The 16,966-nt window shown below is 74.1% G+C and carries 14 protein-coding genes; 1 reads left to right on the plus strand and 13 read right to left on the minus strand.

The window, feature by feature from the left end; translation table 11 throughout:
* Positions 1–37: 37 nt before the first annotated feature.
* From gatB to ligA, 6 genes are all read right to left on the minus strand, one after another.
* Positions 38–1,531, minus strand: a complete 1,494-nt coding sequence (gene gatB, locus O7542_RS19630) for an Asp-tRNA(Asn)/Glu-tRNA(Gln) amidotransferase subunit GatB (protein ID WP_043326041.1) — start codon at positions 1,529–1,531, stop codon at positions 38–40.
* Positions 1,532–1,630: 99 nt separating this feature from the next.
* Complete coding sequence (locus O7542_RS19635; RefSeq protein ID WP_281605008.1) at positions 1,631–2,779, minus strand: putative Ig domain-containing protein; 1,149 nt, start codon at positions 2,777–2,779, stop codon at positions 1,631–1,633.
* Positions 2,780–2,971: 192 nt separating this feature from the next.
* A complete protein-coding gene (gene gatA, locus O7542_RS19640; RefSeq protein ID WP_281605009.1) occupies positions 2,972–4,447 on the minus strand; it encodes an Asp-tRNA(Asn)/Glu-tRNA(Gln) amidotransferase subunit GatA in 1,476 nt (491 codons plus the stop codon).
* A 76-nt stretch (positions 4,448–4,523) separates the two neighbouring features.
* Positions 4,524–4,829 (minus strand): Asp-tRNA(Asn)/Glu-tRNA(Gln) amidotransferase subunit GatC, encoded by a 306-nt coding sequence (gene gatC, locus O7542_RS19645; protein ID WP_013284468.1) that lies wholly within the window; start codon positions 4,827–4,829, stop codon positions 4,524–4,526.
* A 98-nt stretch (positions 4,830–4,927) separates the two neighbouring features.
* Positions 4,928–7,498 (minus strand): GGDEF domain-containing phosphodiesterase, encoded by a 2,571-nt coding sequence (locus tag O7542_RS19650; RefSeq protein ID WP_281605010.1) that lies wholly within the window; start codon positions 7,496–7,498, stop codon positions 4,928–4,930.
* Positions 7,499–7,648: 150 nt separating this feature from the next.
* Complete coding sequence (ligA, locus tag O7542_RS19655) at positions 7,649–9,784, minus strand: NAD-dependent DNA ligase LigA (RefSeq protein WP_043330574.1); 2,136 nt, start codon at positions 9,782–9,784, stop codon at positions 7,649–7,651.
* Positions 9,785–9,981: 197 nt separating this feature from the next.
* On the opposite strand from ligA, the gene O7542_RS19660 reads away from it, so the two are divergent.
* Positions 9,982–10,527 carry a type II toxin-antitoxin system PemK/MazF family toxin gene (locus O7542_RS19660; protein WP_043326050.1) on the plus strand — a complete coding sequence of 182 codons (546 nt, stop codon included), beginning with the start codon at positions 9,982–9,984 and terminating at the stop codon, positions 10,525–10,527.
* A gap of 19 nt (positions 10,528–10,546) precedes the next feature.
* Here O7542_RS19660 and O7542_RS19665 read toward each other — a convergent pair whose 3' ends face one another.
* From O7542_RS19665 to O7542_RS19695, 7 genes are all read right to left on the minus strand, one after another.
* Complete coding sequence (locus tag O7542_RS19665; protein WP_043326052.1) at positions 10,547–11,581, minus strand: ADP-ribosylglycohydrolase family protein; 1,035 nt, start codon at positions 11,579–11,581, stop codon at positions 10,547–10,549.
* A gap of 26 nt (positions 11,582–11,607) precedes the next feature.
* On the minus strand, positions 11,608–11,976 hold the full coding sequence (locus tag O7542_RS19670) for a VOC family protein (RefSeq protein WP_281605011.1): 369 nt from the start codon (positions 11,974–11,976) through the stop codon (positions 11,608–11,610).
* 37 nt (positions 11,977–12,013) lie between these two features.
* Positions 12,014–13,018, minus strand: a complete 1,005-nt coding sequence (locus O7542_RS19675) for a methionine synthase (RefSeq protein WP_281605012.1) — start codon at positions 13,016–13,018, stop codon at positions 12,014–12,016.
* Positions 13,019–13,048: 30 nt separating this feature from the next.
* Positions 13,049–14,125 (minus strand): tRNA 2-thiouridine(34) synthase MnmA, encoded by a 1,077-nt coding sequence (gene mnmA, locus O7542_RS19680; RefSeq protein ID WP_013284461.1) that lies wholly within the window; start codon positions 14,123–14,125, stop codon positions 13,049–13,051.
* A gap of 37 nt (positions 14,126–14,162) precedes the next feature.
* Positions 14,163–15,338 (minus strand): cysteine desulfurase family protein, encoded by a 1,176-nt coding sequence (locus tag O7542_RS19685; RefSeq protein ID WP_281605013.1) that lies wholly within the window; start codon positions 15,336–15,338, stop codon positions 14,163–14,165.
* A 98-nt stretch (positions 15,339–15,436) separates the two neighbouring features.
* Positions 15,437–16,102, minus strand: coding sequence for a class F sortase (locus O7542_RS19690; RefSeq protein ID WP_140946259.1), 666 nt, complete (start codon positions 16,100–16,102; stop codon positions 15,437–15,439).
* Positions 16,099–16,932, minus strand: a complete 834-nt coding sequence (locus O7542_RS19695) for a DUF4397 domain-containing protein (protein ID WP_069087611.1) — start codon at positions 16,930–16,932, stop codon at positions 16,099–16,101. Before O7542_RS19695 ends, O7542_RS19690 begins: the two co-directional genes overlap by 4 nt.
* Positions 16,933–16,966 lie beyond the last annotated feature (34 nt).

A 16,966-nucleotide genomic window follows, 5' to 3' on the forward strand; every position in this document is an offset into this window, starting at 1 on the left:
CACCAGGCGTTAAGAAGGGGCCCTTCCTTACAACACGTCAGGCGCCGAGGCGCGCCAGGATCAGCTCGCGGACCGTCTTCGCGTCCGCCTGGCCGCGGGTGGTCTTCATGACCGCGCCGACCAGCGCGCCGGCCGCCGCGACCTTGCCGCTGCGGATCTTGTCGGCCACGTCCGGGTTGGCGGCGATCGCCTCGTCCACGGCGGCGGTGAGCGCGCCGGTGTCCGAGACGACCTCCAGGTTGCGGTTGGTCATGATCTCGGTCGGCGAGCCCTCGCCGGCCACCACGCCCTCCAGCACGGTACGGGCCAGCTTGTCGTTGAGCTTGCCCGCGTCGACGAGGCCCTGCAGCTCGGCGACCTGGGCCGGGGTGGCGCCCACGTCGGCCAGCTCCACGCCGGTCTCGTTGGCGCGGCGGGACAGCTCACCCAGCCACCACTTCCGGGCCGCCGCGGGGGTCGTGCCGGCGGCCACTGTCGCCTCGATCAGCTCGACCGCGCCGGCGTTGACCACCGACTGCATGTCGAGGTCGGACAGGCCCCACTCCTGCTGGATCCGCTTGCGGCGCAGCCGCGGCAGCTCCGGCAGGGCGGCCTTCAGCTCGGCCACCCACGCGGTGTCCGGGGCGAGCGGCACGAGGTCCGGCTCCGGGAAGTACCGGTAGTCGGTGGCGGTCTCCTTGGACCGGCCCGACGTGGTGTCGCCGGTGTCCTCGTGGAAGTGCCGGGTCTCCTGGGTGATCCGGCCACCGGCCTCCAGCACGGACGCCTGGCGCAGCATCTCCGAGCGCACCGCCCGCTCGACCGAGCGCAGCGAGTTGACGTTCTTGGTCTCGGTGCGGGTGCCCCACTCCTCGCCCGGCCGGTTCAGCGACGTGTTGACGTCGCAGCGCAGCGAGCCCTCCTCCATCCGCACGTCGGAGACGCCGAGGGAGCGGATCACGTCGCGCAGCTCGGCGACGTACGCGCGGGCGACCTCGGGCGCGAGCGCGCCGGTGCCGGGGATGGGCTTGGTGACGATCTCGACCAGGGGGATGCCGGCCCGGTTGTAGTCGACGAGCGACTCGGTGGCGCCGTGGATGCGACCGGTGGCGCCGCCGACGTGCAGCGTCTTGCCGGTGTCCTCCTCCAGGTGCACCCGCTCGATGCCGATGCGTACCAGCTCGCCGTTGACCTCGACGTCCAGGTAGCCGTCGAAGCACAGCGGCTCGTCGTACTGGCTGATCTGGAAGTTCTTCGGCATGTCCGGGTAGAAGTAGTTCTTCCGGGCGAACCGGCACCATTCGGCGATCGAGCAGTTGAGCGCCAGCCCGATCCGGATGGTCGCCTCGATGGCGGCCTTGTTCGCCACCGGCAGCGAGCCGGGCAGGCCGAGGCAGACCGGGCAGACCCGGGTGTTCGGCTCGCCGCCGAAGTCGGTCGGGCAGCCGCACCACATCTTGGTGTTCGTGCCCAGCTCGACGTGGGTCTCCAGGCCGATCACCGGTTCGAAGCGCGCGACGACCTCGTCGTACGCGGGCAGTGTCGTCGTCATCTGAGCTCCAGGCGCGATCCGGACAGAACCGTTCCAGCCTAATCGGCTGGCCCGGCCACCCCGCTGCCGGGCTTCGAGATCACCGCGCGGGGCCCGGCGTCACTCGGGTGTGGTGAAGGTGCGGCGACGGTTGTACGCCAGCACGAGCAGGATGCCGCCGATGGAGAAGGCCACGATGCTCAACAGCAGCAGCACGAGCGGCGAACCCGGCCCGGTGATCGGCAGCCAAGCGCCGCTCACCTTCGACGGCGAAGCCGTCGGCAGCGGCGCCGAGCTGCTGCTCTCCGAGGGTGTGGCGGCCGGGTCGTCGGGGGACGGCGTAACAGTCGGGTCGGCCGGGTCGGGCGTCGAGCCGGTCGGGGACGCCGTCGGGGTGCCCGGGTTGCGGGCGGCGACGGTCAGCGACACCTGCTTCGTGGCGCTGGTGCTGTACCCCTTCGCCGCGACGGTGAAGGCGAACGTGCCGGCGCTGCCCGGGGTGCCGCTGAGCTTGCCCTCCCCGTCGAGGGTGAGGCCGTCCGGCAGGGCCCCGGCCGCCAGGGAGAACATGATGTCCGAGTCACCGGCGGCGGTGAACCGGAAGGAGTAGCGCTTGCCGACCGTGGCGGCGGGCGGATCGCCGGAGGTGAACGCGGTCGCCGCCTCGGCGACCACGATGGTGGCGTCCTGCTCGTCGAAGCGGTCGTTCTTGTCGGTCATCCGAAGCGTGAACGTGTACGTCCCGGCGGTGGTCGGCGCGCCACCGAGCGACGTACCCACCACGAGCATCCCCGGCGGCAGACTGCCCGAGACCACCGACAACCGGTACGGCCCGGTGCCACCGGTCGCCTCGACCGTGTGGATCGCGTACACCCGGCCCAGGTACATGGGCGACCGGGGCTTGCCCGACGTGATGACGACCTTGGGTTCGCGCACCTCGATCGTCGCCGTCTGCTCGTCGAAGAGGTCGTTCTGGTCGGTCATCCGCAGCGTGAACGTGTACGTGCCGGGCGTCGTCGGCGCACCACCCAGCGACGTACCCACCACGAGCATTCCCGGCGGCAGACTGCCCGAGGTCACCGACAGCCGGTACGGCGCGGTGCCACCGGTCGCCTCGACGGTGTGGATCGCGTAGACCTGCCCGATGACCATGACCGACCGGGGTTTGCCCGAGGTGATGGTGACGGCCTCGGTGGCGACGGTGGCCGGTTGCGCGGCGGCCGGCTGCCCGGCGCCCAGCAGCAACGCGACGACCATCGTCAGGGCCATGACCGGGCGAAGTGTCCCCATCGCACATCCAGCTCTCGGTCGGAACCGCTCGCGTCCGCCAGCGGGCCACAGTCCAGTCGATCCAGCAGACTCGCAGTTTATTCGACCAGTGCCAGTGACCCCCGGCAATCCCCTGATCGGTGATCACCGTGTCGGTACGGAGGCGGGCGGGCCGCCTCCGTACCGTCCGGTTCAGATCGTCGGCGGGGTGAGCGTGCCGACGGCGCTCTCCAGCGCGGCGGCGATCCGGTACATCCGGTCGTCCGCCATGGTCGGCGCCATGATCTGGAAGCCCACCGGGAGCCCGTCGGACAGGCCGCACGGCACCGAGATGGCCGGGCCGCCGTACAGGTTCGTCGGGATGGTGAACAGGTCCGCCAGGTACATCTGGTACGGGTCGGCGGTACGCGACCCCAGCGGGAACGCCACGAACGGCGTGGTCGGCGAGATCAGCGCGTCGACCTGCTCGAACGCGCTGGTGAAGTCCCGCGTGATCAGCGTGCGGACCTTCTGCGCCTGGCCGTAGTAGGCGTCGTAGTAGCCCGAGGAGAGCGCATACGTGCCGATCATGATGCGGCGCTTGACCTCGGGGCCGAAGCCGGCCTCACGGGTCAGCGACATGACCTCCTCCAGCGACCGGTTGCCGTCGTCGCCGACCCGCAGACCGAACCGGACGCCGTCGAACCGGGCCAGATTGGAGGAGCACTCGCTCGGCGCGATCAGGTAGTAGGCCGGCAGCGCGTACTTGAAGTGCGGGCAGGAGACCTCGACGATCTCCGCGCCCAGCTTCGCCAGCGCCTCGGCCGCGTCGCGGAACGCGGCCATCACGCCCGGCTCCGCGCCCTCGCCGATGAACTCGGTGACCATGCCGAGCTTCACGCCGGTCAGGTCGCCGGTGGCTCCGAGGCGCGCGGCGGCCACCACGTCCGGCACCGGGGCCGGGATCGACGTGGAGTCGCGCGGGTCGTGACCGCCGATCACCTCGTGCAGCAACGCGGCGTCGAGCACGGTACGCGCGCACGGGCCGGGCGTGTCCAGCGACGAGGAGAACGCCACCAGGCCGTAGCGGGAGGTGCCACCGTAGGTGGGCTTCGCGCCGACGGTGCCGGTGACCGCGCCGGGCTGGCGGATCGAGCCGCCGGTGTCCGAGCCGATCGACAGCGGCGCCTCGTACGCGGCCAGCGCCGCCGCGCTGCCACCGCCGGAGCCGCCCGGGATCCGGTCGGTGTCCCACGGGTTACGGGTCGGCCCGTACGCCGAGTATTCGGTGGAGGAGCCCATGGCGAACTCGTCCATGTTCGTCTTGCCGAGCATCACCGTGCCGGCGGCGCGCAGCCGCTCGACGATGGTCGAGTCGTACGGCGGGCGCCAGCCCTCCAGGATCTTCGACCCGACGGTGGTCGGTACGCCCTTGGTGGTGAGCACGTCCTTCACCGCGACCGGCACACCGGCGAGCGGGCCGAGTTCGTCACCGGCGGCGCGGCGCTCGTCCACGGCACGCGCGGCGGCCAGCGCCCCCTTGGTGTCGACGTGCAGGAACGCGTGCACCCGGTCGTCGACGGCGCCGATGCGGTCCAGGTGGGCCTGGGTGACCTCGACGGCGGAGGTCTCGCCGCTCGCCACCAGCCCGGCGATCTCAACAGCGCTCAGCTTGGTCAAGTCGCTCATGCCGGCACTCCGCTTCGCTCCGTGCCGTCATGAGCGACAGCCATGCTGGGCCCGATGATTCGCTCGCTGCGCTCGCTCATGAGGCCACATCCTCGTCCAGGATCCGCGGGACGCGGAACCGCTGCTCCTCGGCGTCGGGTGCGCCCGACAGCGCCTCCTGCGGGGTCAGGCCCGGCCGTACGACGTCCTCGCGGAGCACGTTCGTCAGCGGCACCGAGTGGGACGTCGGCGGGATGTCCGCCGCGGCGACCTCGCCGACCTGCGCGACCGACTGGAGGATCACATCCAGCTGGCCGGCGAAGGTGTCCAACTCCTCCTCCGTGACGGCGAGCCGCGACAGTCGCGCGAGGTGCGCGACCTCCTCGCGGGAGATGGCGGCCATCGGGTGCCCCCTTCGTGGCTGTCCTGAGACGTCTGCGGTGGGCCGGCCGCGCGTACGGGATGACGCGCGGTGACCGGAGCGAGTCTATTGTCCCGCCGTCACGACGACGCCTTCGCCTCCCCCTCCGGCGCCGCCCCGCTGCGGCTCCCGGCCTCCACCGGGCGCACCGGACGGTAGCGCGACAACCAGGCCACCAGGTCCTCGGCCGGCATCGGCCGGGCGTGGAACCAGCCCTGCGCCACGTCGCATCCGGCGGCGTGCAGCAGCCGCCAGGTGCGCTCGTCCTCCACGCCCTCGGCCACCACCCGCAGCCCGAGCGCGCCGGCCAGCTCGATCATCGAGCGGACGATCGCCGCGTCGTCCGGGTCGTCGGCCATCCCGAGGACGAACGAGCGGTCCACCTTCACCTCGGACAGCGGCAGCCGGCGCAGGTGTTGCAGCGACGAGTAGCCGGTGCCGAAGTCGTCCAGCGCGATGCCGACGCCGATGCGGTGCAACTGGGTGATGCTGGCGAGCACCCGCCGGGGGTCGGCCATCAGCGCGCCCTCGGTGATCTCCACCTGGAGCCGCTGCGGCGGCACCCCGTACCGGGCCAGCCGGTCGGCGATCTGGTCGGCGATCTCGCCGGTGTGCAGGTCACGGACGCTGACGTTGAGCGCGGCCCGCAGCGTGAGCCCGGCCGCCGACCACTTGGCCAGCTGCTCCACCACGTCGTCCACCACGCGGCGGGTGAGCAGCCGCATCACCGCGCTCTGCTCGGCGACCTGGATCAGCTCGCCCGGGTCGACCATGCCGCGGCGCGGGTGCCGCCACCGCAGCAGCGCCTCGACGCCCACCACCTCGCCGGTCGCGATCGCGATCTGCGGCTGGTAGTACATGGTGATCTCGCCCGGGTGCCCGGACTGGTCCTCCGGCTCGGCGCTCCCGTCGGCGGTCGGCCCGATGACGCCGGGCGCGCCGGTGCTCACCGCGGCCTGCGCGTCGTGCCCGGTGTCGGTCTCGTGCGCGGCCTCCGTGTCGCGCCCGGTGCCGGTCTCCGCCGCGTCGGCGTCCCCGCCACCGACCACTGGCGTCGCCACCACCGCTCCGGCGCGCGCGGCCCGGCTGCGGATCGGGTCGGCGCCGGTGAGGATCCGCTCGATCAGGTCGTCGTCGTGCCGCTCCGCGGCGCGGTCCCGGCGACGCCGCAGCCACCGGTTCGGCCCGTCGCCGGAGCGTCCGCCGCCCCGGCCGTCGTCGCGCGCCGGGCGCTGGTTGCGCGACGGCCGCTCGGCCCGGGCCGGTCGCGGCGCCGACAGCGCCGGCGTCAGTGCCGCGCCGTCACCCCCGCGTACGCCCACCGTCTCCCCGCCCTGCGCGGACGGGCCCGACTCCAGCACCCGGCGCAGGTCGGCCAGGAGGCTCAGCCGCTCGGCCGAGTTGTGGTCGGACTCCGGCGCGTACACCGCCACCGTGTCGTTGCGATGCTTCGCGTCGTACATGGCCACGTCGGCGTGGCGCATCAGCGTGGCGAAGTCCTCGCCGTGGTCCGGGTAGAGCGCGATGCCGATCGAACCGCCCACGTCCAGCGGCAACCCGTCCAGCGGCACCGGCTCGGCGAGCGCGGCGACCACCCGGTCGGCCCGCTCGCGGGCCTGGTCGATGTCGGTGAGCCGGGGTACGACTATGGCGAACTCGTCACCGCCCAGTCGCGCCACCATGTCACCGGCGCCGACCACGCCCATCAGCCGGGCGCTCACCTCGACCAGCAGACGGTCCCCCACCGCGTGCCCGAGCGCGTCGTTGACGTGCTTGAACCGGTCGAGGTCGAGCAGCAGCAGCGCCAGGTGCGCGTCCGGCGCGCCCCGGGCGGCCCGCTCGCCGTGCAGGTGCACCTGCTCGGCCACCTCGGTGAGCAGCGCCTTGCGGTTGGGCAGCCCGGTGAGCGGGTCCACGTCGGCGAGCTGTTCCCGTTCCTCGGACAGCCGGGCCATCCGGTAGACGGCGAACAGCGGCACCAGCACCAGCGGGATCAGCGCCGCGCTGGCCCGGGCGGCGGCCACCAGCACCGGCGCGAGCAGCAGCAGCGAACCGGTGGACAGCAGCTCGTACGCCAGCCCGCTGCGCACGCTGGGCCACCACCGGTCGCCGAACCGCAGCCGCACGGCCGAGCTGACCAGCCCGTAGTTGACCACGAACCAGGCGAGCGTCGCGCCGCCCACCGCCGCCACGTCGGTCCAGTGCAGCCGGCCGTCGCCGAACAGCTCGCCCGGACCGAGCCGGGTGACCGCGTACGCGGCGGCGAGCGCGCACGCGTACTGCGCGGCGTTGAAGCCGGTACGCCAGGGCGCGTACCCGAGCCGCCAGCCGCTCACCGCGACGGCCACTGCCTGCACGGCGACAGCCGGGCCGAAGCCCCAGCCGAGCAGGATGGCGAAGGTGAAGCAGGTCGACGGGAACACGGCCGAGGTCTGCCGCCGCCCCGGCGGCACGAACGGGCGGGCGTCGCAGGCGACGGCGAGCGCCGCCATGGTCCAGAACGCGGCCGGCAGCTCGGTCAACCGGTCGGCGAGCGCGATCAGTGGCCCGGCCGAGACAAGTACGGCCACCACGCCGACCGCGCCGACGAAGCCGAAGAACGGCCCGCTCCGCCCGGGCGGGACGGAGTTACGCGGGTCGCCGGTCTCCATCGCACCTCCCGGGGGCAACGTCGTGGCGCGCCGTCACGCGCCGTACGCCAATGAAACGCCCTCCGAGGCGGTTTCCCCGACACGACAGTCACGAATCGGTCGGAGTCGTAATTAACTTGGTATCCGCGGACGATCGCCGTGACCAGCCCGTCAGTCCTCCACCCGGGCCACCTCGCGGGCCGCGTCCGGGCCGGAGTCCAGCAGCACCCGGAAGCCGTCCTCGTCGAGGATCGGCAGTTTCAGGGTGGCCGCCTTGTCGGCCTTGGAACCCGGGTTGTCGCCGACCACCACGAACCCCGTCTTCTTGGAGACCGAGCCGGTCACCTTGCCGCCCCTGACCTGGATCGCCTCGGCGGCCTGGTCACGGCTGAACCCGCTGAGGGTGCCGGTGACCACGACGGTGACGCCGTCGAGCGGTCGTGGCCCCTCGTCGGCGGCCTCCTCGGCCATCCGTACGCCCGCCTCGGCCCACTTGCGCACGATGTCGCGGTGCCAGTCGACGGCGAACCACTCCTTGACGCTCGCGGCGATGGTCGGGCCGACGCCGTCCACCGAGGACAGCTCCTCCTCGCCGGCGGCCTCGATGGCGTCGACCGACCGGAAGTGCCGGGCGAGCGCCTGGGCGGCGGTCGGGCCGACGTGCCTGATGGACAGTGCCACCAGCACGCGCCACAGGTCGCGTTCCTTGGCCTCGGCCAGGTTGTCGAGCAGCTTGACCGCGTTGCTGCCCAGGCTGCCGTCCTTGTTGACGAAGAACGGTGACCGGCTCAACTGCTCGGCGTCGAGCTGGAACAGGTCGCCCTCGTTGGTGATGATCTGCGCGTCCAGCAGCGCCGCCGCGCCCTTCTCGCCGAGCACCTCGATGTCGAGCACCTTCCGGCTGGCCAGGTAGAACACCCGTTCGCGGATCTGACCGGGGCAGGCGCGCCCGTTGGGGCAGCGGATGTCGACGTCGCTCTCCTTGGCCGGCGCGAGCGGCGTGCCGCAGGCCGGGCAGGTGGTCGGCATGACGAACGGACGGGCGTCGGCCGGGCGCAGCTCGACCACCGGGCCGAGCACCTCGGGGATCACGTCGCCGGCCTTGCGCAGCACCACCGTGTCGCCGATGAGCACGCCCTTGCGCTCGACCTCGCGGGCGTTGTGCAGCGTGGCCAGCGCGACCGTGGAGCCGGCGACCCGGACCGGTTCCAGGACGGCGAACGGGGTGACCCGGCCGGTGCGCCCGACGTTGACGTCGATGTCGAGCAGCTTCGTGTTCACCTCCTCCGGCGGGTATTTGAAGGCGATCGCCCAGCGGGGGGCCCGGCTGGTCGAGCCGAGGCGGCCCTGGATGGAGACCGGATCGACCTTGACCACCACGCCGTCGATCTCGTGCTCGACGTCGTGCCGGTGCTTGCCGTAGTAGGCGATGTAGTCAGCGACGCCGGCGAGGTCGTCCACCACCCGCCAGCGGTCGCTGGTGGGCAGCCCCCACGCCTTGAGCGCGGCGTACGACTCGGACTGCGCCGCCGGCCGGAAGCCGGTGCGGGCGCCGATGCCGTGCACCACCAGGCGCAGCGGGCGGGAGGCGGTGACCCGCGGGTCCTTCTGGCGCAGGCTGCCGGCGGCGGCGTTGCGCGGGTTGGCGAACGGCGCCTTGCCCTGCTCGACCAGGCTCGCGTTGAGGTCGGCGAACGCGGCCACCGGGAAGTAGATCTCGCCGCGCACCTCGATCAGATCCGGCACGTCGGGGAAGTCGTCGGCCGGGGTCAGCCGGGCCGGCACGCCCTTGATGCTGCGCACGTTCGCGGTGACGTCCTCGCCGGTGCGGCCGTCGCCCCGGGTGGCGGCGCGCACCAGCCGGCCCTTGGAGTAGGTCAGGTTGATGGCCAGCCCGTCGACCTTCAGCTCGCACAGGTAGGGCACCGGGCCGCCGGCGTCGCGCTCGACCCGCTCGGCCCAGGCGGCCAGCTCCTCGTCGGCGAAGGCGTTGTCGAGCGAGAGCATCCGCTCGGCGTGGGCGACCGGCGTGAAGTCGGTGGAGAAGGTGCCGCCGACGCGCTGGGTGGGCGAGTCGGGGGTGCGCAGCGCCGGGTATTCCGCCTCCAGCGCCTCCAGCTCCCGCAGCTGCGCGTCGAACTCCGCGTCGGTGATCGTCGGCGCGTCCAGCACGTAGTAGCGGTACTGGTGTTCGGTCAGCTCCTGACTGAGCGTGGCGTGCCGCTCCCGGGCCGCCGGGGTCGGCTCGGCCCCCGCCGCCGCCTCCTGGGCCGCGTCGGCCGCAGTGGGAACCGCTTCTTCGGACACGCCGCCGCCTTCGGACACCGCTGTCGCCTCCCGTGCTCGCGCTACCCGAGAACCGTAGCGGTCGGCTGTGACAACAGTCCGGCCACCCGCACGAGCAGGGCGAACCGGCGCGCGTCACGCCCCCGCGCGGTCCGGCCCCGGGCGTGCGACCATCGCCTCGGCGGCGCTGTGCGGGAACGGTCGGAAGGCGGGTACTGATGCGCGACGGGGTTCTCTGGGCGCTGGTGATCGTGGCCTGCGTCGCGGCCGGCTGGCTCTGGAACGAGTGGCGCCGCCGGTCGGCCGACCGTTCCGCCGGGGCGCGCGGCCGGGCCGACGGGCGACGGCCGGGCTCCGGGCGCGGTGGCCGGACCGGCGCCGGCGCACGGGGTGACCGGGGCGGGGCGCCGCCACGGCCGCGCGGCGCCGGGCGGACGAAGCGGGACGAGCCCCGGCCCGGGGAGATCTGGTGGGCGGACGTGCCCTACGCCGACGGGACCGGCTCCAAGGTGCGGCCCTGCCTGGTGCTGCGGGTCGACGGCGGGGACGCCGAGGTCCTGAAGATCACCAGTCAGGACAAGTCGGACCGGGACGACCACCTGCCGATCCCGACCCGGAGCTGGGACCCGGACGCCGACCACGACAGCTACCTGGACATCAGCGAGCCCATCCCGGTGCCGCTCACCGCGTTCGCCGACCGGGCCGGCACGTGCGACCCGGACCTGTGGCGGGGCGTGCGCCGCCTGAACCACCTCACCGGCTGACGCCGGCGGCCTCCGGACCTCAGCGCTGCGACGCCCCTGCGTCGAGCGCGTCGGCGAGCGCGGCGAGCTGACCGGCGTACTCGATCCGGTCGGCCCACCCGGCCGGCCAGGCGGCCATGCCGTACGCGGCACCGGCGAACGCGCCGGCCAGCGCGGCGATGGAGTCCGAGTCACCGGCCGTGGTGGCGCCCCGGGCCAGCGCGCCGACCGGGTCGTCCGCGTGACGCAACGCGCAGAGCAGCGCGGTGGCGAGCGCCTCCTCGGCGATCCAACCCTCGCCGGTGAACCGGCACGGGTCGCCGCCGTCGTCGGGACGGGCGAGTGCCGCCTCCAGCCGGTCGAGCACCCGCAGGCAGTCGTCCCAGCCGCGGGCGACGAACCCGGCCGCGTCGCTCTCGCCCGGCCGCTGCCACAGGTCGCCCAGCCAGTCCTCCCGGTAGACGGTGCGCTGCTCCCGCGCCCGCTCGGTGAGCAGGCCGGGCAGCTCGGGCAGCGCCGCGCCGTCGCGCAGCAGCCGGACCGCGTACGCGGTCAGCTCGCTCGCCGCCAGCCCGGTCGGGTGGCCGTGAGTGAGCCCGGCCTGGAGCTGGGCCAGCCCGGCCATGGTGTCGAGGTCGACGTCGAGCAGCCCGACCGGGGTGACGCGCATGTTCGCGCCGCAGCCCTTCGAGCCGGCGACTGTGGCCTCCTGCCAGCGGGCGCCCCGGGCCAGCTCGGCGCAGGCCCGCAGGCAGGTCATGCCGGGCGCGCGGTTGTTCTCCGGGCTGACCGACCAGTCGACGAAGCGCTGCCGCAGCAGCGGCTCCACCGCCTCGGCCGTGTACGCGGGCGCCTCGTGCAGCGCCCACGCCACTGCGAGCGCCATCTGCGTGTCGTCGGTGACCAGGGCCGGGTCGCCGGTCAGCTCGCGCGGACCGCCCGGGCCGTAGCGCCGGACGATCTCGGTGACGGTGAGGAACTCGGTCGGCTTGCCCAGGGCGTCGCCGTAGGCCAGGCCGAACAGCGAGCCGGCGACGCGGCCGGTGGCGGTGGAGGCGGTCACGGTGGCGATCATGCCTCCGCCGCGCAAGCCCGGGAAGATCAGTCCCAGCAGAGGCAGAACGGGTGGCCGACCGGGTCGGCGTAGACCCGGAAGCCCTCCCCCTCGCCGGGTAGCCGCCGTGCGCCCAGCGCCAGCGCCGCCTCCTCGGCCGCCTCGATGTCGTCGACGCTCACGTCGAGGTGGAACTGCTGCGGCCGGGCCGGGTCGGGCCAGTCGGGGGTGCGCAGGCCCGGCGCCCGCTGGAAGGCCACCCGCGGCTGGTGCCCGGGTGGCCCGCCGAGCACCACCCACTCGTCGCCGTCGGAGTTCTCCTCCACCACGGGCAGGCCGAGCAGCTCGGAGTAGAAGGCGGCGAGCGCGCGCGGATCGGGGCAGTCGATCACTGTGGAACGCAGTCGTCCAATCATGCCGGTCATCGTGCCCGGCGGGTACGACGGAAAAACGTCAGTCCTCGGCCAGCCGCCGGCCCGCGTCGCGGCAGGCGGTGAGCACCGCGCGGGCGTACGCCGGGGTGGCGCCGGCCAGGCCGCACGCGGGGGTGACCACCACCTGCTCGGCCAGCCGGCGGCGGGGGAAGCCGAGCTGGTCCCAGACCCGCCGCACCCGGTCGGCGACCTGGGCCGACGTCGGCGCCCGGCCGGACGGCGGCGGCAGCGTCGGCGCGGCGCCGGCCAGCAGCCCGAGCCCGGCGTCGATCGCCTCGCCGAGCGGGTCGAGGTCGGTGACCAGCGACAGGTCGAGCGCGACGCCCACCGCACCGGCCGAGCGGATCAGCTCCAGCGGTACGTCCGGCGCGCAGCAGTGCACCAGAGCCGGTACGCCCGCCGCGTCGATCACGTCGCGCAGCAGTCCCCGCGCCACCTCGGTCTCCACCGGACGGTGGGTGCCGAAGCCGCTCTCCGTGGGCACCCGCCCGGCCAGCACGGTCGGCAGGGACGGCTCGTCGAGCTGGAGCAGCACCGAGGCGCGGGGCAGCCGCCGGGCGACCGCCTCGACGTGCCCGCGCAACCCTTCGCCGAGCGAGCCGGCGAGGTCGCGTACCGCGCCCGGGTCGCGCAGCATCCGGCCGCCGATCGGCAGCTCCAGCGCGGCGGCCAGGGTGAACGGGCCGGCCGCCTGGACCTTTACCGGGCCGGCGTACTCCTCGGCCTGCTCGGCGAGCTGGTCCAGGTCGCGTTCCATCAGGTCGCGGGCGCGGCGCAGGTCACGGCCGGGGCGCGGGGCGATCCGCCAGCGGGCCGCGTACAGCTCGACGGGCAGTTCGACGAGCAGGCCGGCGGTGCGGCCGACGAGGTCCGCACCCGGTCCCCGGGCGGGCAGCTCGGGCAGGTGCGGCAGGGCGGGCAGTTCGCCGAGCACGATCCGCTGCGCCTCGGCGATGTCGGTGCCGGGCAGCGACCCGATGCCGGTCGCCGCTCCGGTGGGCCAGGGCCATGCCTGCTCAGTCACGGCCGCAGCCTATCCGCTGCCGATGCGAGGTCAGGCGGCGGTGATGGTGGCGGAGCCGAGGACCACGTCGCCGGCCGGGTCCGGCCGGTAGGCCACGATCGCCTGGCCGGCGGCGACACCCCGGACCGGGCGGCGCAACGACGCGCGCAGGCCGTCGGCGTCCACCTCGACGGCGGCCGGCACCACGTCGCCGTGCGCCCGCAGCTGCACCTCGCACTCGACCGGCCCGTCCGGGCGCGGCCCGCCGGTCCACACCGGGCGGGTCGCGCGTACGTCGGAGACCTCCAGCGCCTCGGCCGGGCCGACCGTCACCGTGTTCGTGGTCGGGGTGATGGACAGCACGTAGCGGGGCCGGCCGTCCGGCGCCGGGCGGTCGAGGTGCAGGCCGCGCCGCTGCCCGACGGTGTACTGGTAGGCGCCGCTGTGGCTGCCCACCACCGCGCCGGTGAGCGCGTCCACCACCTGGCCGGGCGCCTCGCCGAGCCGCTCGGCGAGGAAGCCGCGGGTGTCGCCGTCGGCGATGAAGCAGATGTCGTGCGAGTCCGGCTTGTCGGCCACCGCGAGACCGCGCCGGGCGGCCTCCGCGCGCACCTCGGCCTTGGTCGAGTCGCCGAGCGGGAAGATCGACCGGTCGAGCTGCGCGCGGGTCAGCACCGCCAGCACGTACGACTGGTCCTTGGCCGCGTCGACGCTGCGCCGCAGCAGGCCGTCCGCGCCGAGCCGGGCGTGGTGGCCGGTCACCACGGCGTCGAAGCCCAGGGCCACGGCCCGGTCCAGCACCGCCGCGAACTTGATCTTCTCGTTGCAGCGCAGGCAGGGATTCGGGGTACGCCCGGCGGCGTACTCGGCCACGAAGTCGTCCACCACGTCGTCGTGGAACCGGTCGGCCATGTCCCACACGTAGAACGGGATGCCGAGCACGTCGGCGGCGCGCCGGGCGTCCCGGGAGTCCTCCAGCGTGCAGCAGCCCCGGGCCCCGGTGCGGTAGGTCTGCGGGTTGCGGGCCAGTGCCAGGTGCACGCCCGTCACGTCGTGCCCGGCCTCCACCGCCCGCGCCGCCGCGACGGCGGAGTCCACCCCGCCCGACATCGCCGCCAGAACCCTCACCGGCCCACTCCCCTCGTCCTCACCGAGCGTATCCGGGTCAGCGGGGCGTACGGAGGGCGGCCGCGCGGCGGGCCCGCTCCACAGCGGCGGGCAGCGCGGCGATCAGCGCGTCCACGTCCGCGCCGGTGCTGGTGTGCCCGAGCGTGAAGCGCAGCGAGGACCGGGCCCGGTCGTCGTCCGCGCCCATGGCCAGCAGCACGTGCGAGGGCTGGGCCACCCCGGCCGAGCAGGCCGACCCGGTGGAGCAGGCGATGCCCTGGGCGTCCAGGAGCAGCAGCAGCGCGTCCCCCTCGCAGCCGGGGAAGGAGAAGTGCGCGTTGCCGGGGAGCCGGTCGGCCGGGTCCCCGTTGAAGATCACCTCGGGGACCGCCTGCCGGACCCGCTGGACCAGTTCGTCGCGGAGCGCGGCGACGCGGGCCGCGTACTCCTGCTGGCCCTTCACCGCGGCCTCGACGGCGACCGCGAACGCGACGATGCCGGCGGTGTCCAGCGTGCCGGAGCGGACGTCGCGCTCCTGGCCGCCGCCGTGCAGCAGCGGGGTGGCGGCCACGTCGCGGGCCAGCAGCAGCGCGCCCACGCCGGTCGGCCCGCCGAGCTTGTGCCCGGTCACGGTGAGCGCGGACACGCCGCTGGCGGCGAAGTCGACAGGCACCTGCCCGACCGCCTGGATGGCGTCGGTGTGGAACGGCACGCCGTGCTCGGCGGCGACAGCGGCCAGCTCGGCGACCGGCTGGACGGTGCCCACCTCGTTGTTGGCCCACATGGCGGTGACCACCGCGACGCGCTCGCCGTGCTCGGCCAGCTCGGCGCGCAACCGCTCCGGGTCGAGCCGGCCGACCGCGTCGACCGGAAGGAGACCGGCCTGGGCACCCTCGTGCTCGACCAGCCAGTCCACCGCGTCCAGTACGGCGTGGTGCTCGATCGAGCTGGAGACCACCCGGACCCGGTCGGCCCGGGCCGCGCGACGGGCCCAGAACACGCCCTTCACGGCGAGGTTGTCGCTCTCCGTCCCGCCACCGGTGAAGATCACCTCGGAGGGCCGGGCGCCGAGCGCGGCGGCCACCCGCTCGCGGGACTCCTCCACCCGCCGCCGGGCACGGCGGCCCGCCGCGTGCAGCGACGACGCGTTCCCCACCTCGCGGGCGGTCGCGACGTACGCCTCGAGTGCCTCGTCCAGCATCGGGGTCGTCGCCGCATGATCAAGGTATGCCATCACCGTTCAGCCTAACGGCCTGCGAACCCGCGGCCGGGGGCCGGACCGCCCCGTCCCACCCGGGGCGGTCCGGCCCGCTCACGACCGAACGGCCGCGATCACGCGGGAACCGCCGTGACCACGATGTTGTCCCGGTAGCTGCGGGTCTTGGCGTCGAACGGCCCGCCGCAGGTGATCAGCGTGAGCCGGGGCTTGCCGTCGCGCGCGAAGTACCGCTCGAGCGGGATCTTCGACTTCCGGTACTCCTCCCGGGCCACCACCCGGTAGGAGCGCTCGCGTCCGTCCGCGCCGGTGGCGGTGAGCTTGTCGCCCTGGCCCAGCTCGCGCAGCCGGAAGAACGCGCCCTTGCCCTGCTCGGCGCTGTCCACGTGCCCGGCGATCACCACCGAGCCGGCGTCGGCCTCCAGGCCCGGGCCGTAGCGGTACCAGCCGACCTGGTCCACGCTGGGCGGGACCTCGAACTCGTCGGTGCGCTCGTTGACGCCCACCGGATTGACGGTGGCGGTGACCCGGATCGGCGGGATGCTGAGCTTCACCGGCGGCACGATCTCACTGCCGGCGGGCAGCGTGCCCGGGTTCACCGGAACCGAACCGCCGCCGGTCGCCGCCGGGGCCGGCGTGGGAGTGGCACTGGCCAGGTCCGTCACCTCGTCGCCGCCGACGTCCTCGGCGGGCTCGGATCCGCACGCCACCACGCCCGCCAGGGTGAGCGCGGCGGCGCCGGCGGCCATCGCCGCCAGCGCCCCGCGGTTGCGCACCGTCACCGGCGACCGGCCCGGGCGGTTGCCGCCACCCGCGCACCGCCGCCGACCAGGAGCAGCACGCCGGCCCCGGCCAGCACGTACCACCAGGTGTCCACGCCGGTGCCGGCCTGGCCGCCGGTGCCGCTGGGCACGCCGCCCGGAGCCGAGTGCAGGCCGGTGATGGTCTGGGCGACCACGCTCAGGTTCTTCGCCTCGGCCGAGCCGATCGCGTAGACGATGGTGGCGGTGCCCTCCTTGAGGTTCAGGTCGGCCGGGCCGATGGCGACGGTGTCGGTGCCGGCGAGCACCACGTCCGCCTTCACCGAGCCGGCGGCCACGTCCGCCTTGGCCTCCTTCGGGTTGGTCAGGTCCTCGAAGACCGGCTTGCCGCCGGCCCGCACGTCGACGGCCGGGGCGGCCGCGGTGTGCCGGACGATCAGCCGGGCCTTGCCGGCGCCCACCTTGGACACGTCGTTGACGAACGGCGTGATCTGCGGGTTGCCGTCGGCGCTCAGGTGCGCGGCGAGGCTGATGTTCGCCCCGCCCGGCACCGCGGCGTCGTCCACCTTCAGGATCGCCTTGTCGATCGCCTCGCCGGGCTTGGTCAGGGCGATGTCGTACTCCCCCTCGGGCAGGGTGAGCGGGCCGGCCACGTCGCCCGGCTTGAAGTTGTTCAGCGTCTTCTCGCCGTTGACGTACACGTCGACCGGGGTGTCCGGAATGCCGTGGACCACGGAGACCTTCGACGAGGCGGCGTAGGCCGGGCTCATGGTGGCGGCGCCGACGCCGGCGAAGGTGAGGGCGGCCACCGCGCCGCCCGCGGCGACCCGACGGAACATCGCGTACTGCATTGTCTGCCTCCTGGTAGTTCATGCTGATTCGTCA

It is taken from the genome of Micromonospora sp. WMMC264, assembly GCF_027497275.1.
Lineage (GTDB): Bacteria > Actinomycetota > Actinomycetes > Mycobacteriales > Micromonosporaceae > Micromonospora > Micromonospora chalcea.

What these genes read in the sequence shown, in the direction of transcription:
- gatB (WP_043326041.1), bottom strand. Translation starts at nt 1,531, where the DNA reads ATGACGACGACACTGCCCGCGTACGACGAGGTCGTCGCGCGCTTCGAA.
- O7542_RS19695 (WP_069087611.1), bottom strand. Translation starts at nt 16,932, where the DNA reads ATGCAGTACGCGATGTTCCGTCGGGTCGCCGCGGGCGGCGCGGTGGCC.
- gatA (WP_281605009.1), bottom strand. Translation starts at nt 4,447, where the DNA reads ATGAGCGACTTGACCAAGCTGAGCGCTGTTGAGATCGCCGGGCTGGTG.
- O7542_RS19685 (WP_281605013.1), bottom strand. Translation starts at nt 15,338, where the DNA reads ATGGCATACCTTGATCATGCGGCGACGACCCCGATGCTGGACGAGGCA.
- O7542_RS19670 (WP_281605011.1), bottom strand. Translation starts at nt 11,976, where the DNA reads ATGATTGGACGACTGCGTTCCACAGTGATCGACTGCCCCGATCCGCGC.
- gatC (WP_013284468.1), bottom strand. Translation starts at nt 4,829, where the DNA reads ATGGCCGCCATCTCCCGCGAGGAGGTCGCGCACCTCGCGCGACTGTCG.
- O7542_RS19650 (WP_281605010.1), bottom strand. Translation starts at nt 7,498, where the DNA reads ATGGAGACCGGCGACCCGCGTAACTCCGTCCCGCCCGGGCGGAGCGGG.
- O7542_RS19660 (WP_043326050.1), top strand. Translation starts at nt 9,982, where the DNA reads ATGCGCGACGGGGTTCTCTGGGCGCTGGTGATCGTGGCCTGCGTCGCG.
- O7542_RS19665 (WP_043326052.1), bottom strand. Translation starts at nt 11,581, where the DNA reads ATGATCGCCACCGTGACCGCCTCCACCGCCACCGGCCGCGTCGCCGGC.
- O7542_RS19635 (WP_281605008.1), bottom strand. Translation starts at nt 2,779, where the DNA reads ATGGCCCTGACGATGGTCGTCGCGTTGCTGCTGGGCGCCGGGCAGCCG.